Here is a 14,163-nt window from a genome sequence, read left to right on the forward strand (position 1 = left end):
ACGGATCAGACCAATGGTGCAAACACTTACCGTGCTGGGATTGGAAAGCAGCTGCGACGACACAGCCGCCGCCGTTGTGCGCCAGACAGAGGGCGCACAGGCCGAGATCTTGTCGTCCGTCGTATACGGGCAGACCGAACTGCACAGCGCCTTTGGTGGGGTTGTGCCCGAAATTGCGGCGCGTGCGCATGCGGAAAAGCTGGATATCTGCGTGGTCGAGGCGCTGGGCGGGGCGGGGCTGACCCTGTCCGACATGGATGCCATCGCAGTCACCGCCGGTCCCGGCCTGATCGGTGGGGTGCTGTCTGGCGTCATGTGCGCCAAGGGTCTGAGTGCCGCAACAGGTTTGCCCCTGATCGGCGTTAACCACCTGGCCGGGCATGCACTGACCCCGCGCCTGACCGACGATGTTGCCTTTCCTTATCTTATGCTGCTGGTGTCTGGCGGGCACTGCCAGTATCTGATCGCCCATGGCCCGGAGGAGTTTACCCGGCTGGGGGGTACGATCGACGATGCACCCGGTGAAGCGTTTGACAAAACCGCACGTCTGTTGGGCCTGCCGCAACCCGGTGGTCCGTCCGTTGAGGTCGAGGCCCGGTCGGGTGATCCGGCGCGGTTCCGGTTCCCCCGTCCTTTAATGGATCGACCCGGCTGTGATCTGTCCTTTTCCGGCCTCAAGACGGCGCTGATGCGGACCCGCGATCAGATTTCCGCTGAAAAGGGCGGATTGACCCGTCAGGATCGGGCCGACCTGTGTGCGGGGTTCCAACAGGCCGTCGTTGACACATTGGCCGAGAAAACACGACGGGCCATCGTGCTGTACCTGCAGCAGAACCCGTCAGAACCTGTGATTGCCGTGGCTGGCGGCGTAGCGGCCAATTCGGCAATTCGGGCTGGTTTAGAGTCTGTTTGTGCAGAATTCGGCGTCCGATTCACCGCGCCTCCGCTGAACCTTTGCACCGATAACGCCGCCATGATCGCATATGCCGGGATCGAGCGGTTTCGCGCTGGCGCAAGGGACGGTCTTGATCTGGTCGCACGTCCGCGTTGGCCCTTGGATCGCACCAGCCCCGCGATGCTGGGCAGCGGCAGGAAAGGCGCCAAGGCATGAGCGTTTCGGTCCTTGGTTCTGGTGCGTTCGGCACCGCCCTAGCAAATGCACTGGCGAGCAAAGGGCCCGTGACCTTATGGGCCCGGGATACCGATCAGGCCGCGCGGATTCAGGACACACGGGAAAACCCGCGCCTTCCAGGTGTGAGCCTGCCGTCATCGGTCACGGTGACGTCCGATATTGGCTTGGCGTGTCAGGCAGATACCCTGTTGTTGGCCGTGCCGATGCAAAACCTGCGTGCGGCACTAACCCAGCATGAGACCCTTCTGGCGGGAAAAACCCTGGTGTCCTGTTGCAAGGGAATCGAATTGTCGACCGGATTGGGTCCGATCTCTGTCATCAAGCAAACCATCGACGACGCCCACCCCGCACTTCTGACCGGACCAAGTTTTGCGGATGACATCGCGCACGGTTTGCCCACCGCACTGACACTGGCCTGCGCCGACGCCTATCTGGGGCTGGAGCTGCAAAAAAAGCTGACCACCGCCAATCTGCGCCTGTATCGAACGACCGACACTGTCGGAGCCGAACTTGGGGGCGCCTTGAAAAATGTGATGGCCATCGGCTGCGGTGCCAGCATCGGCGCCGGTTTGGGGGATAGCGCACGGGCGGCCTTGATCACGCGTGGATTTGCTGAGATGCAGCGTTTTGCAGCCTTGCGTGGTGCGCGCGCCGAGACGCTTATGGGACTGTCCGGCTTAGGTGATCTGGTCCTGACCTGCTCATCCGAACTATCCCGCAATTATCGGTTTGGTTTGGCGCTAGGTCGGAATCTGAAGTTCGACGCCAACACCACGGTCGAGGGCGTTGCCACGGCGCGCGCCGTCGCTGAAATTGCCGAAGCCGAAGGGCTGGACCTGCCGATCAGTACGACGGTAGCGAAACTCAGCAGCGGCGCCTACAGTGTGGCCGAGGCGATTCAATCGCTGCTCAATCGCCCGCTCAAGGAGGAATAACATGCTGATCGCCCTGATCGCCCGCGACAAGGATGGCGCCCTGCAGACCCGTTTGGACAACCGCGCGGCCCATCTGGCCTATATCGAGGAAACCGGCGTGGTGTTGCAGGCCGGCCCTCTGTTGAACGACGAAACGATGATAGGGTCCCTGATCATTCTGGAGGTCGAGGATTTGGCGGCAGCGCACGCCTGGGCCGAGAGTGATCCATATGCGATGGCCGGGCTATTCGAGTCCGTCGAACTCATTCCGTGGAAAAGGGTGATTGGCTGATGGCATACTGGTTATTCAAATCCGAACCGTCGACCTGGAGTTGGGATCAGCAGGTTGCCAAGGGCGACGCAGGCGAGGAATGGGACGGTGTGCGGAACTATCAGGCGCGCAATTTCATGCGGCAGATGGCGGTTGGGGATCGTGGGTTCTTTTATCACTCGCAAAAAGACAAGGCGATCGTTGGGATCGTCGAGGTATGCGCCGAAGCGCATCCTGACAGCACAACCGATGATGAGCGTTGGGAATGCGTGGATATCAAGGCTGTGCGCCCCTTCACCACCGCTGTCACACTGGACCAGATCAAGGCGGACGAACGGCTGGCAGATATGGTGTTGGTCAAGAACTCGCGGCTTTCCGTGCAACCGGTCAGCGAAACCGAGTGGACGATAATCTGCGGCTTGGGTCAGACGCAAGCGGACTAGGCTAGGCCGTTTCGGACTTGCCTTCGGTGTCCCTGATCCAGTCCAGAACCATCGCGGCAATCTGATCCGAGTTGTTGTCCATCATCATCGCGTGCGTGTTGCCATTGATGCCCATAGAAGGAAGGTCCAGAACCCTGACGGATCCACCATCGGCAACAAGCTGAGACACATAGCTGTTTGCCGCGGCTCGGTAGGCGTGCCAGATTTGAAACTCTTCCAAGTAGTCTCCCCATATCACCAAATGCGGGACCTCAGCGGCCTTGCCTGTGGTCGAAGGTGCCGACGCGGGTTCAATGGCGATGACCCCCTTGAAGAATTCCGGATGTGTTGCCGCCGCCTCCAACGCGAAATTGCCACCCTGGCTATGAGCGATCAGCCAGACCGGGCCAACCCGCTTTAGCGCATCGTAATAGGCGGCAAGCGTCATTTCGGCATGGGTGGTCCAGCGGGGCACCAGTTGAGCCCCCAGCACATCCATCGCATCCACGGGAAATCTGATCCCCTCAAACGGGTGTCTCTCGGATTGTTCTGACCTGTACCCGCCGGCCTGTCCGAACCGGAACATGTTCCAGACATCGTTCTGAGTTCGAAACACCGGTTCGTCTTTGTAAATCTGGGGATAGGCCGACCAGCCAGCCCGCCCACGTTCCACGGCATCGCAAAGAAAAGTATCAAACCCGGACGTCAGAAAAAAGTTGTGCCAACCCGGTCGGCCATCCGGCGTGTTCTCCCAGACCGCACCGGTCATGCTGCCGCCATGCCAGAACATCAACGGGGTTTCGAATTCCGGCTCGACCTGACGCAAATACTGAACGTAGCATTGGCCGGTAATGTAGTCGCCGTTTGTATCAACGGTTCGGGGTGGGGCGTTGCGTGCAACCTGAATCTGCCGTATCGGTTGATCGCGCAGCGTTACCCTGTGGCCGCCGGCAAAAAAGCTACCGACCTCTTTGATCCGCACACACGGACCATCTTTGTTGGGGTCATCGTTGGCTGGCATTCATGCCTCGTTATTGCGCTGCAAGGTAACCCGATCCTATCCGTGACCGGATCAGATTCAAGCTTGCCGCAAAAAAAGGGAAGGCCCCAACGATGCAGAACCTTCCCTACCCCGCGTGCTCCCAACTCACCACACACGTATAGAATTTCTTGGTTCTGACCGTCCTGGTCACAGATCGACAATACCCGATGACCGGCTGCCGGTTCAAACTCCAAGTCTTTAAACTACTACTCAAATGCAAAACGCCCGCCGACCGGTCGACGGGCGCTGTTCAACGGCCGGAACCGGGATCAGCCGTAGACCGACTCTTTGCCAAAATGTTTGGTCAGCATGTAGTATACGACGGCGCGGTATTTGTTGCGTTCGGACATACCATAGGTTTCCAGGGCTGAGTTGATCGCCGTCATCAATTCGGGACCGTCCGATAGACCGAGTTTCTTGATCAGGAAGTTGTTCTTCACCGTCTCAAGCTCACCCTCTTGGCTGGCCGCTACCGTTGATGCATCTGCGTCATAAATCGCTGGTCCGCATCCGATCGTAACCTTTGTCAGCAGATCCATATCGGGATTCATACCGCATTTGCCTTTCAAATCTTCGGCATATTTGGCGATCAAGTCGTCACGCTTTCCCATTAAACACTCTCCCTTATTTGCAGTTCTTGCTGTGTTTTACTCACATTCCTGAAAATGTGACGGCAGGTTAAACAGAAGGCTACGTGTAACAAAGGGAAAAATTCCGAGCATTCCCCGTAAGCAAAGGCTGGCCGGAATGGCGGTTGATTTTTGGCCTATCATTATTTAACATTTATGTTAAATAACAAATCCAGGAGGACGACATGCCCGTATCGCTGCCCAACGAAAGCCCCGAATACAGAACCGCCCGCAACAAACTGCTGACGGCGGAAGCAGAGCTGCGCGCCCGAGTAGAAGCGGTCGCCCGTTTGCGCCGTTCCTTGCCTAAGGGCGGTCACCCTCCTACAGATTATGCATTTCGGTCTTTGGACGGAAAACCGGCACGGCTATCGTCACTGTTCGGATCTCATGACACGCTGGCCGTTTACTCTCTCATGTACGGCCCCAACGCGGCCCAGCCATGCCCGATGTGTTCCGCTTTTCTGGACGGCTTGAACAGCCAGATCCCGCATCTTTCGAAAAAGATCGGTTTTGCCGTTGTGGCTGAGAACGCGCCTGAGAAGCTGAAGGATCTGAAAGCTCGCATGGGCTGGGCTGACCTGCCGCTCTACTCAGCGCTGGGAACCACGTACCAAAGCGACTACCTCGCCGAGGCTGAGGATGGCAGCCAGTTGCCAATCCTGAATATTTTTCAAAGGGATCAGGACGGCATCCACCATTTCTGGAACTCCGAGCTGTTTTTCGAGCCCAGCGACTGGCATCCCCGGCACGTGGACGCAGCCTGGCCGCTGTGGAACGTGCTGGATTTCACGCCGGATGGCCGCGGAGATTTCTTTCCGTCCCTGCGGTGTTGATCTGTAAAGACACCTTTAAGCGCTGCCGTAATCCGCCCTGAACTGATGTTGAATGTCATGGTTCGGTCGGCTGGTTCAAGCGGCACCACCGAGGCGGTCGCTGGAAAATCCCTTAGATCACTTTGCTTCACTTTCCCCGTGCTCAGTTCCTTCCCATCTTTTTACTGATGCCTGTCGCATGGCGATTGGCTGACCGGCTTCCGGCAAGGAATGCTCTGATCGGCCTAGAAATCGGGGCAGCGCTTGCGACGCTCTGCGTTGGTCTCGCGGTGGCGGCCGGATACTTCTACCTTGCTTGTGGGCTGTTATTTATTCGCGGGTTCTTCGACATGACGACCAAGGTCGCGCGGAACGTCGCCCTCAAGGCTCATCTTGACGACTCATACATTGATCGTGCGAACAATCTGGTCATGACCTGCAATTATGTTGGTCAAGCGATCGGTACCGTGGTCGGCTTCTGGCTGATCTCGTTCGTGCCGATTACTGCAATCGCAGCGGCGAATGCGTGCACCTACGTCCTATCGGCTCTGACCTGCTTGCTGCTGCCCTTTATCCCGGCCGTTCGGTCGGATATCGGCGGCTACATTTCTTTGTTCCATCGTGGCCGGGTCGCGCTCTTGTCGAGCAGGACAATCATGCACGCAATGATCATTCTGGTTTTCTCAGTGGTTTTCTTGCAAGCATTCAACCAAGTTACCCGAGTATGGATACCTCTTGCGTGGCTTGGCCTTCCGCCACAATACGGTGCGATTTCGGAAGCCGTGGGGGTCTTCGGAATTGTCGCTCGCGTTGTCTTTGTAAACTATCTGTTTACTGGTAGTCGGAATATGAAGGCACCGTTGACGACCATACTCGTTTTCGCCTCATTTTCGATGATCGCTCCATTTGTCGCGCAGAACCCCCTGATAACCTTCTCCCCGTGTTTTGCGTTTATGTTGCATTCGAAGTCGCTTTCGGCGTTTCCATGAGCAGGATTCTCAAGAACGCTGATCGCGAGGATGTTCTCTGTTTGATGGTGATTTTTTACGGGATGGCATTTGGTGGAGTGGCGGTCACAACAATCATTATGGGCGTCGCGGCTGATCAGGTCGGGTTACCGATTTTGGCAGTCATTTTGGCTGTGTTGGCGTCTCTTGCAGCGATTTTCGGAACCCGATCGATCGCTCGACGGATGTAGTGCGTCAAGGTTAGCTGTCGGCTTAACGGCTTGTTTTAGCTCAGTATATCTGTGGGGCTTAAACTCATAATACTGACGCATATACACTCCATTATAAATGGGGAGGAGAATTCAAAGTGGCGAGCTGGTGCTCGCCTATTAAATCATAAGACGTGTTGGCTTTCGATGTGATGTGAAGATTTTGAGGGGAAAGGTTTATGCGACCAGATATCTCAGAAGCATTTGTTGAAGACATCGCCCTGTTCGCACGATCAGATGACCAGCCCGATTATCTTCGGAGGTTCGGTCAGAGGTTCGGCCTCTCGGAAATCGCCTATATACGGCTTAAACCACTTTCCGCCACCACGCCTCCAATTGAACTTTTGACCACTTGTTTGAAGGCTTGGGAGGACCGCTATGTTGAAAAAGGCTACGATGCCAGCGATCCGGTAGTTTCAAGTAGCTTCCTTGGTATACTACCATTCGACTGGGGCACGGTTCCCAAATCCGACAAGTCTGCGATAGATTTTTTGGTGAAGCGACCGAATTCGGTGTCAGCTCACAGGGCGTTTCCATACCGATCCGAGCCCCCTATGGCAGCCAGGCGCTCTTCTCAGCCAGTTCTCGGGAGCCGGTAGGGGAATAGCGCTCGATCAAGAAGCACCTTCTATCCGATCTGACCTATTTCGGATCTATTATCCACTCTGCCATCGTTAGGACCAACTCCGCAGATGACCATGACGTTGAGCTGTCGCCCAGAGAAAGAGACGTTTTGATCTGGGCCAGCGAAGGTAAAAGCTGTTGGGAGACTGGAAAGATCGTTGGTTTGAGTGAGCGCACGGTGAACTTCAACATCCGTAATGCGGCAACGAAGCTCGGAGCAGCGTCAAAGACACACGCAGTCGCTATTGCAATTCAGCGAAAGCTGATACAGCACACCCGCCATCACCAGCGACGGATCTGCGGTAAACTCTGGCGTTGATCGAAGCGATCGCTCTGGTTGGTTTTATTGTGCGAGCTCTGCGAACGACGAAGTCCACTTTTCGAGCATGCGAGCGGCACTGGAGTACTTGTATTGGATTTCTTAGGCGCGAGCCCAGCAGGGGGCGAAAATGTATGATAATGAACTTCCGATTTTCGCGACACTTTGGATGAACAGGCAAAGAATGGAACTCATTCGCGGGGCACCTCATCTTTCCCAGAAGCTCAGTGACACCAATGCGGTCATTTTGGAGTAGAGTCAGTTGTCGACCTAAACGGGCACTGTACTCTGTGTATTCCGCCAAAAATCTTCTGCTAAATCTGGTAGTGCACCTTTCAGACGCATGAGAACAACGTCGAGATCAAAACTTGGAAGCCGGTCCCTGACGTCAGCTACGCAACTTACTGTCTAAGGAGATACAACGGAGCGAATTGGTAGAGAATAGGCCGGTCTATGAAAACTTAATTTACCAGTAGTAAATAACCATGGATCGAATGACTGCCCTTACCGTGTTTCGAGCTGTGGTCGAGCTTGGCAGTTTCGCTGCGGCTTCCCGCAAACTGAACCTGTCTCCTGCCGCGATCAGCAAGAATATCAGCGAGTTGGAAGCCCATCTTTCCGCGCGTCTGATCAATCGCACAACTCGAAGGATGAGTCTGACAGAGGCCGGAACCTTGTATTTCGAGCGTGTTGTGCAAGTCCTCGATGATCTGGAAGAGGCCGACGCAACACTGCTGGCAATTCAGGCCACGCCATCCGGAGTGTTGCGCGTCAGCGCGCCGGTCACGGTGACGCTGATCGGGCTGTCAGAAAAAATCCCGAAGTTTCTCGACCGTTATCCCGATCTAACGCTGGACCTGAGGTTGGATGATCGGCGGGTCAACTTGGTGGAAGAAGGGTTTGATGTCGCTCTGCGTGGAAGTGACAGTCTTGAGGACTCGGGTCTTATTGCAAGAAAGCTGATGAATTTGGATCACGTCGTCTGCGCCGCGCCATCTTATATGGCGGAGTACGGTCGTCCAACCCGACCTGAGGATCTTGCGCAGCATAACTGCATTCAGTTCACCCATTCGGATCATGCCGCCAAATGGACCTTCGGGCAGGGCCGGCGAACCGTCGAAGTCCCTGTTCAGGGCCGCTACAAGGTTTCCTCCAGCCTTGCGGTCCGGGATGCTCTGCGCGCAGGGTTCGGTTTGAGCCTTGTGCCTCGTATGTACGTCGCTGAGGATCTGCAGGCAGGACGATTGTGCACGGCCCTGGAAGACTGGACACCGAACGAAACGGGACTCTATGCCGTCTATCCATCCCGACGCTATGTGATGTCCAAGGTTCGGGTATTTCTCGATTTTCTTGTTGCCGAGCTTCAAGACTAGGCGCCAGAGCTTTCTGCTTTTCTGGATCGCTGGGCATTCACCCCGACATAGGCAACCAGGTTCCGCCTCCGGCCACACCCAACAGTTTGCGATTTTTCACAATGGTTTGCCCTCGCGACAGGACATGAACCGGCGCGCCCTTTACACTGGTCCCTTCAAATGGGTTGTAGCCAACGTTATCCTTCAAATCGTTGGCCCCGTAAGTGATGGTCAGATCGGGGTCCCAGACCGCAATATCGGCATCGCATCCCACGTCGATCTGCCCTTTGCCCGATAGGCCAAACGCCTTGGCTGGCGCAGTCGCGGTCAGTTCCACGAAGGTCTCTAGTCCCATGCGACCCTCGCTCACCATCGCGTTGAACATCAGTGGCAATCTGGTCTCAAGCCCCGGCATGCCGTTGGCGATGCGGTTAAACGGAGCGTTACCGCCGTGAGCGAATTTCCCACTCTCGTCCATGCGGTAAGGGGCGTGGTCTGAGGTAACCAGCTGAACGGTGCCGTCCGCAATTGCCTCCCACAGGGCTTCCTGATCGTCGGATGTGCGCTGCGGAGGTGAGCACATGAAACGCGCAGGATTTTCACGTTCCAGGATATCGACCGTCATGAAAAGGTAATGCGGGCAGGTTTCTGCCTGGACATTTACGCCGCGTGCGCGCGCCCGGCGGACAATCTCGGCACCTTCGCGCGTTGAAACATGAAAGATCATGATGCGCGCGCCGGTGAATTCGGCAAATCGGCACATCCGGTCGATCGCCTCGATCTCTGCTTCGCGGGGGTGGGACTCGGCATGGTATTTTGGGTGTGTCTTTCCCGCGGCAAGCAGCTTTTCTGTCATATGACGGATAAGACCGTCATTCTCGGCGTGAAAGCAGACAAGTGCACCCTCCCGCTTGGCGACATCGAGGATGTCCAGAATGGATTTGTCGTCTTGTCGCACCTTGTCATAGGTGGTGAATACTTTGATTGAGCGGTGGCCCTCGGCAATCAATTGTGAAATGTCTTCGGTCAGGTTCCCCTCGCCTGTATCGGCAACAATCATGTGAAATGCATAGTCGATCAGTGCGCCTTTCCGCGCCAATGCGGCGTAGTTGGCGACGACCTTGCGTATTTTGTGGCCCGGATGCTGCGCTGCGAACGACACGACGGTTGTGGTCCCCCCAAACGCCGCGGATCGCGTGGCCGTCTCGAACGTATCGGCGTTCATCAGCCCCGCGCCCGAGACCTGTTCGATGTGGCAATGGGTGTCAACGCCGCCAGGCAAGACAAGCTGGTTGGTCGCGTCTATCTCGACCGGGGCCGTTCCGGACAGGTCCGGGCCGATGGCTGCGATTTTGCCAGCTGCTATGCCGATGTCGGTCTTTTGGGTGCCCACTGCGGTAACGGCTGTCCCGCCCCGGATAATGACGTCGAATTGAGAGTTCTGCATGGCGGTCCCGAAGCAATTGTTTGCGTATTGACATACCGAGTGTATACCAAAAGAAAGATGTTTAAAGATGATGCGTGAAAAGAACCCAAAGGTTCTGTGTCGCAGCAGGAGGGATTATGGCCGATACATTGCAGACATTGGGGGAAACCACCTTCACGCGTATCAAGGCGATGATCCTGGACGGCTCATTGGAGCCCGGCACGCGCCTGAGTGAGAAGAAGTTTGCGGATCTTTTGGGCGTTTCCCGCACCCCTGTGCGCGAAGCCATAGGCCATTTGATCAGTGAAGGGCTTGCGATTCGTACGGCTGGGGGCGCTCCTGTCGTCAACAGCATCTCGCTGAGTGACATTATGGAGATCCTCCATGTGCGCAGTTTGCTGGAGTGTGAGGCCGCCAGAAAAGCCGCAGGTTCAGGCAAACCCACTGAGGATCTTATGGCGATAAGGACCAAGATTTGTGGGTTCTTGGAGGGACCGCGCCCCAGTTCCGAGGAGCATTCCGCGCTGGATATGCAATTGCATTTTGTCATCGCGCGTATGGCCGGGTCCAAGCTGTTGTCTGAGCTGATCGAAGGCCTCAAGACCAAGACACGCATGTATGACCAGGGATCGATTCCGGACCGGCTTGTCCCCGGTTGCCATGAGCATCTTGCGATCATTGATGCTGTCGTTGCGCAAAAACCGGACGAGGCAGCTGCAGCGATGAAACTGCACCTGACCAATGTCCGGGAGGCGATCATTTCGCATATCTACCATCCGTTTTGATCCGACGAACAGCTGTAGCGAATTTATTTGAACTGAGATGTTGACTTGGTATCCAGAGTGTATACCGTCTGGATGCAAGCTAAAGTCTCAGTTTGAGGGTATTCGCCATGATCACGCAGATCGCCGGTCGGCCAATGGATGGGATCGTCCTCGCAGTGACGTTCCAGTATTACCGCGATCTGCCAAAGGCGATGGCTTTTTACGAGGATGTGCTGGGGTTCAGGCTGGCTATCGATCAAGGCTGGTCAAAGATTTATTGCATAGACGGGAAAGCGAATGTGGGCCTCGTGGATGAAACACGGGGGATGCAGAATTGGGCAGAAGCCAAGACCGTCCAGCTTTGCCTGCGAGTGCCCGACGTGGACGCATGGCACGCCTGGGCCGCGGCAAACAAAGTCGACGGGCTGACTGAGCCGCGCGACAGCGACGAGCTCGGTATTCGAGCTTTCGTCATGAATGATCCCGAGGGATATCAGATCGAAATACAAACCGCGAAGCCCGGGCACTAAGCGGTCTGTCACAGCTATGGAGTTAACCAGAAGGGCCGGCTCACCGGCTCCAATCAATATCCGCACACTCGACCAACACAGAGGAGTTTCCATGAAATACCGATCACAAAACACACTCTGGGCAGGCGTTCTCGGCGCAGCGATAATCGCTGCCACCGCAGGTGCAGCGCTTGCGCAAGACAAATCCGTGACGATTGGCCTGACCTCCGACCCAAGCCACCTCTATCCGCTTGCGGGCGAAGAGCTGTCGTCAAACATCATGTATTATCATCTGTTTGATCCGTTGGTGAAGCGCAGTGCCGACCTGTCATTTGGACCCGGTCTGGCGGAAAGCTGGGAAAACGTGGATGAAACGACCTGGCGGTTCAAACTGCGTGACGGCGTAACGTTTCACAACGGTAACCCGTTCACCGCATCGGATGTGGTCTTTACGGTTGAAAAAGCGCGTGAATCCATCCGGCCCGACCTGGTGGCCAACATTGCGTCGATTAACGCCATCGACGATCTGACGGTCGAGATCAAGACACCGAAACCCTATGCTGTGCTACCCAATGATTTGGCGGAGCTGCTGATCCTTGACGAGGAATACACGACTGCGACCGGCGATGAGCAGATGGACCTCAAGCCGATTGGTACTGGCCCATACATGCTGGATGAATGGATCAAGGAGGAGAAACTCGTCCTTAAGGCATTCGACGATTATTGGGCCGGCGCACCAAGAATCAAGACGGTGACCTTCCGACCGATCACAAACCCTGCGACCCGTACTGCGGCGTTGCTGACGGGTGAAGTGGATGTGATCCAGGATCTTGCTGTGCGTGACGTGGATCGGGTCAAGAGCGAGGATGGATTTCGGGTCATCACCCGCCCCAGCCTTTTAAACGTCGTCCTGGCAATGGATATGCGTGAGGAATCTCCGACCATCGAAGGCAAGAATCCGATGACGGATCAGCGCGTACGCGAAGCCATCGCGCGATCCATCGACGTCGACGCGATCAACAAAATCGTTATGAACGGTCTGGCCACGCCGAGTGAGCAGTATGTACCGGCATCTCACATCGGCCATGTCGACGGGCTGAATTTCCGCGACATGTATGCGGTGGATATCGAAAAAGCCAATCAACTGATGGCCGACGCGGGGTACGCCGATGGGTTCACTATGACGCTGGATGCAACCAACAACCGCTATGTGAACGATGCGCAGATTGCGCAGGCGCTGGCGTCGATGCTGGCCAAGATCAACGTTGATCTGCAACTGAATATCATGCCGAAATCGAACTTCTGGGGTTATATCCGGGTGCCGACCGAGAGCTCGAGCTTCATCATGAGCGGTTGGGACGTACCGGCGGGTGACGCGGGCTCCATGTATGGGGCGCTGTTCTACACCCGCGACAAGAAAGAGGGGTACGGCCAGGTCAACCGCGGGTCTTATTCGAACCCTGAGGTGGACGCGCTGGTCGATAAGGCGGACTCGACGCCGGATATCGCGCAACGCGACGCCTATCTGCAGGAAGCCACCAAGATCCTGATGGCGGACATTCCGATGATCCCCGTTCACTACGAGCAGGACATCTATGCTGTCCGGGATGGCGTGATGCTTGAGCCGCGCGTGGACAAGTTCATTTGGGCCTTCGACATGGATGTCGAATAACCGCGAACGCCAATAGGTCCCGGTGAAAAACCTTTGCCGGGACCCATCAGCTCAATTTTTTATCTCGCGAAAGACTGATCCCCGTTCATGTTCGGATATCTGCTAAAACGACTGATCCAGATGACGCTCGTGCTTTGGGTTGTTTCGGTCATCGTGTTCCTGATGATGAGTTTTACCGGCGATCCGGTGTTCATGGTCGTGCCCATTGACGCGACCGACGCCGAGATTGCACAGGCGCGCCGTCTGCTGGGGCTCGATCAACCGCTGCCCGTTCAATACTGGAAGTTCTTGACCAGCCTCGTACAGGGCGATTTTGGGCGCTCCTACGTCTTCCGCCAGCCGGCGATGACGCTGATCCTCGAGCGTCTTCCCGCCACCGTCGAAATGGTTCTTGTCGCGATGGCGCTGGCGATTGTGATTGCAATCCCCTTAGGTGTCTTTGCAGGCGCACATCCCGACAGCCGGATCAGTCGCATCATCATGGCCGGATCGCTTCTGGGCATCTCTTTGCCGGGTTTTTGGGTCGGCATGGTGCTGATCTATCTCTTTGCCGTGAACTGGGGCATCTTTCCCTCCTCGGGGCGCGGCGACACGGCCGAACTGTTCGGTCTGCGCATCAGCCTGCTGACCCGGGATGGGTGGCACCACATTATACTGCCGGCCGTGACATTATCGCTTGGAACCACCGCGATCCTCTTGCGTATGACCCGTGCCGGCATGATGGAGGTTAACCGTCAGGACTTCATGAAATTTGCACGCGCCAAAGGGGCTACCAAGCGTGACGTTCTGTACAAGCACGGCTTGAAAAACGCGCTGATCCCTGTGGTCACGATCTTTGGCCTGCAACTGGGTGATCTGATCGCCTTTGCGACAATTACAGAGACGATCTTTTCCTGGCCCGGCATGGGCAAGCTGCTGATCGATTCCATCTACCGCGCCGATCGTCCGGTGATCGTGGTCTATCTGATGTTGGTCGCGCTGATCTTTGTCGTCATCAATTTTCTGGTCGATGTGGTCTATACGCTGATCGACCCGCGCATCAAGCTGAAGTGAGCT

Annotated in this window: 17 protein-coding genes and 1 pseudogene; 15 read left to right on the plus strand and 3 right to left on the minus strand. The window is 56.1% G+C overall.

The annotated features are described in order from the left end of the window. Positions 1-13 precede the first annotated feature (13 nt). From tsaD to ACR3ES_RS03300, 4 genes are read left to right on the plus strand one after another with little or no spacing between them, the layout of a single operon-like run. Positions 14-1,111 carry a tRNA (adenosine(37)-N6)-threonylcarbamoyltransferase complex transferase subunit TsaD gene (gene tsaD, locus ACR3ES_RS03285; protein WP_170431388.1) on the plus strand — a complete coding sequence of 366 codons (1,098 nt, stop codon included), beginning with the start codon at positions 14-16 and terminating at the stop codon, positions 1,109-1,111. Next, positions 1,108-2,067: an NAD(P)H-dependent glycerol-3-phosphate dehydrogenase gene (locus ACR3ES_RS03290; RefSeq protein WP_170431386.1), complete on the plus strand. Its 960-nt coding sequence runs from the start codon at positions 1,108-1,110 to the stop codon at positions 2,065-2,067. Before tsaD ends, ACR3ES_RS03290 begins: the two co-directional genes overlap by 4 nt. Before the next feature lies 1 nt (position 2,068). Continuing rightward, complete coding sequence (locus ACR3ES_RS03295; RefSeq protein WP_170431385.1) at positions 2,069-2,338, plus strand: YciI family protein; 270 nt, start codon at positions 2,069-2,071, stop codon at positions 2,336-2,338. Beyond that, entirely contained in the window at positions 2,338-2,760 is a 423-nt protein-coding gene (locus tag ACR3ES_RS03300; RefSeq protein WP_170431383.1) for an EVE domain-containing protein, read from the plus strand. Before ACR3ES_RS03295 ends, ACR3ES_RS03300 begins: the two co-directional genes overlap by 1 nt. Position 2,761: 1 nt before the next feature. Here ACR3ES_RS03300 and ACR3ES_RS03305 read toward each other — a convergent pair whose 3' ends face one another. Beyond that, the gene (locus tag ACR3ES_RS03305; protein WP_170431381.1) at positions 2,762-3,760 is read right to left on the minus strand and encodes an alpha/beta hydrolase; all 999 of its coding nucleotides are present in this window, start codon (positions 3,758-3,760) and stop codon (positions 2,762-2,764) included. 290 nt (positions 3,761-4,050) lie between these two features. Next, positions 4,051-4,392: a DUF2853 family protein gene (locus ACR3ES_RS03310; RefSeq protein WP_170431379.1), complete on the minus strand. Its 342-nt coding sequence runs from the start codon at positions 4,390-4,392 to the stop codon at positions 4,051-4,053. A 203-nt stretch (positions 4,393-4,595) separates the two neighbouring features. Here ACR3ES_RS03310 and ACR3ES_RS03315 point away from each other — a divergent pair, with 203 nt between their 5' ends. From ACR3ES_RS03315 to ACR3ES_RS03345, 7 genes and pseudogenes are all read left to right on the plus strand, one after another. Then, a complete protein-coding gene (locus tag ACR3ES_RS03315; protein ID WP_170431377.1) occupies positions 4,596-5,246 on the plus strand; it encodes a DUF899 family protein in 651 nt (216 codons plus the stop codon). A 122-nt stretch (positions 5,247-5,368) separates the two neighbouring features. Next, positions 5,369-6,214 carry an MFS transporter gene (locus tag ACR3ES_RS03320; RefSeq protein ID WP_480424797.1) on the plus strand — a complete coding sequence of 282 codons (846 nt, stop codon included), beginning with the start codon at positions 5,369-5,371 and terminating at the stop codon, positions 6,212-6,214. Beyond that, complete coding sequence (locus tag ACR3ES_RS03325) at positions 6,211-6,423, plus strand: hypothetical protein (RefSeq protein ID WP_170431373.1); 213 nt, start codon at positions 6,211-6,213, stop codon at positions 6,421-6,423. The genes ACR3ES_RS03320 and ACR3ES_RS03325 overlap by 4 nt, the downstream gene beginning before the upstream one ends. Positions 6,424-6,620: 197 nt before the next feature. Further along, positions 6,621-6,899: pseudogene (locus ACR3ES_RS03330) on the plus strand (autoinducer binding domain-containing protein); the annotation flags it as partial. An 8-nt stretch (positions 6,900-6,907) separates the two neighbouring features. After that, a complete protein-coding gene (locus tag ACR3ES_RS03335; RefSeq protein ID WP_480425543.1) occupies positions 6,908-7,048 on the plus strand; it encodes an autoinducer binding domain-containing protein in 141 nt (46 codons plus the stop codon). Between the two features lie 102 nt (positions 7,049-7,150). Next, entirely contained in the window at positions 7,151-7,384 is a 234-nt protein-coding gene (locus tag ACR3ES_RS03340; RefSeq protein ID WP_480425544.1) for a response regulator transcription factor, read from the plus strand. Between the two features lie 494 nt (positions 7,385-7,878). Further along, the gene (locus ACR3ES_RS03345) at positions 7,879-8,757 is read left to right on the plus strand and encodes a LysR family transcriptional regulator (RefSeq protein ID WP_480426425.1); all 879 of its coding nucleotides are present in this window, start codon (positions 7,879-7,881) and stop codon (positions 8,755-8,757) included. A 37-nt stretch (positions 8,758-8,794) separates the two neighbouring features. On the opposite strand, the gene hydA is transcribed toward ACR3ES_RS03345, so the two are convergent. Next, positions 8,795-10,183 carry a dihydropyrimidinase gene (hydA, locus tag ACR3ES_RS03350; RefSeq protein WP_170431366.1) on the minus strand — a complete coding sequence of 463 codons (1,389 nt, stop codon included), beginning with the start codon at positions 10,181-10,183 and terminating at the stop codon, positions 8,795-8,797. A 116-nt stretch (positions 10,184-10,299) separates the two neighbouring features. On the opposite strand from hydA, the gene ACR3ES_RS03355 reads away from it, so the two are divergent. From ACR3ES_RS03355 to ACR3ES_RS03370, 4 genes are all read left to right on the plus strand, one after another. Continuing rightward, complete coding sequence (locus ACR3ES_RS03355) at positions 10,300-10,947, plus strand: GntR family transcriptional regulator (protein ID WP_170431364.1); 648 nt, start codon at positions 10,300-10,302, stop codon at positions 10,945-10,947. A 107-nt stretch (positions 10,948-11,054) separates the two neighbouring features. Further along, the gene (locus tag ACR3ES_RS03360) at positions 11,055-11,456 is read left to right on the plus strand and encodes a VOC family protein (RefSeq protein WP_480424799.1); all 402 of its coding nucleotides are present in this window, start codon (positions 11,055-11,057) and stop codon (positions 11,454-11,456) included. A 91-nt stretch (positions 11,457-11,547) separates the two neighbouring features. Next, complete coding sequence (locus ACR3ES_RS03365; protein WP_170431362.1) at positions 11,548-13,107, plus strand: ABC transporter substrate-binding protein; 1,560 nt, start codon at positions 11,548-11,550, stop codon at positions 13,105-13,107. Between the two features lie 87 nt (positions 13,108-13,194). After that, a complete protein-coding gene (locus ACR3ES_RS03370; RefSeq protein WP_480424800.1) occupies positions 13,195-14,160 on the plus strand; it encodes an ABC transporter permease in 966 nt (321 codons plus the stop codon). The last annotated feature ends 3 nt before the right edge of the window (positions 14,161-14,163 follow it).

The organism is Ruegeria sp. B1 (genome assembly GCF_056535885.1).

What these genes read in the sequence shown, in the direction of transcription:
- ACR3ES_RS03305 (WP_170431381.1), bottom strand. Translation starts at nt 3,760, where the DNA reads ATGCCAGCCAACGATGACCCCAACAAAGATGGTCCGTGTGTGCGGATC.
- ACR3ES_RS03365 (WP_170431362.1), top strand. Translation starts at nt 11,548, where the DNA reads ATGAAATACCGATCACAAAACACACTCTGGGCAGGCGTTCTCGGCGCA.
- ACR3ES_RS03355 (WP_170431364.1), top strand. Translation starts at nt 10,300, where the DNA reads ATGGCCGATACATTGCAGACATTGGGGGAAACCACCTTCACGCGTATC.
- ACR3ES_RS03315 (WP_170431377.1), top strand. Translation starts at nt 4,596, where the DNA reads ATGCCCGTATCGCTGCCCAACGAAAGCCCCGAATACAGAACCGCCCGC.
- ACR3ES_RS03370 (WP_480424800.1), top strand. Translation starts at nt 13,195, where the DNA reads ATGTTCGGATATCTGCTAAAACGACTGATCCAGATGACGCTCGTGCTT.
- ACR3ES_RS03300 (WP_170431383.1), top strand. Translation starts at nt 2,338, where the DNA reads ATGGCATACTGGTTATTCAAATCCGAACCGTCGACCTGGAGTTGGGAT.
- ACR3ES_RS03310 (WP_170431379.1), bottom strand. Translation starts at nt 4,392, where the DNA reads ATGGGAAAGCGTGACGACTTGATCGCCAAATATGCCGAAGATTTGAAA.
- hydA (WP_170431366.1), bottom strand. Translation starts at nt 10,183, where the DNA reads ATGCAGAACTCTCAATTCGACGTCATTATCCGGGGCGGGACAGCCGTT.
- ACR3ES_RS03325 (WP_170431373.1), top strand. Translation starts at nt 6,211, where the DNA reads ATGAGCAGGATTCTCAAGAACGCTGATCGCGAGGATGTTCTCTGTTTG.
- tsaD (WP_170431388.1), top strand. Translation starts at nt 14, where the DNA reads ATGGTGCAAACACTTACCGTGCTGGGATTGGAAAGCAGCTGCGACGAC.
- ACR3ES_RS03290 (WP_170431386.1), top strand. Translation starts at nt 1,108, where the DNA reads ATGAGCGTTTCGGTCCTTGGTTCTGGTGCGTTCGGCACCGCCCTAGCA.
- ACR3ES_RS03295 (WP_170431385.1), top strand. Translation starts at nt 2,069, where the DNA reads ATGCTGATCGCCCTGATCGCCCGCGACAAGGATGGCGCCCTGCAGACC.
- ACR3ES_RS03360 (WP_480424799.1), top strand. Translation starts at nt 11,055, where the DNA reads ATGATCACGCAGATCGCCGGTCGGCCAATGGATGGGATCGTCCTCGCA.
- ACR3ES_RS03345 (WP_480426425.1), top strand. Translation starts at nt 7,879, where the DNA reads ATGACTGCCCTTACCGTGTTTCGAGCTGTGGTCGAGCTTGGCAGTTTC.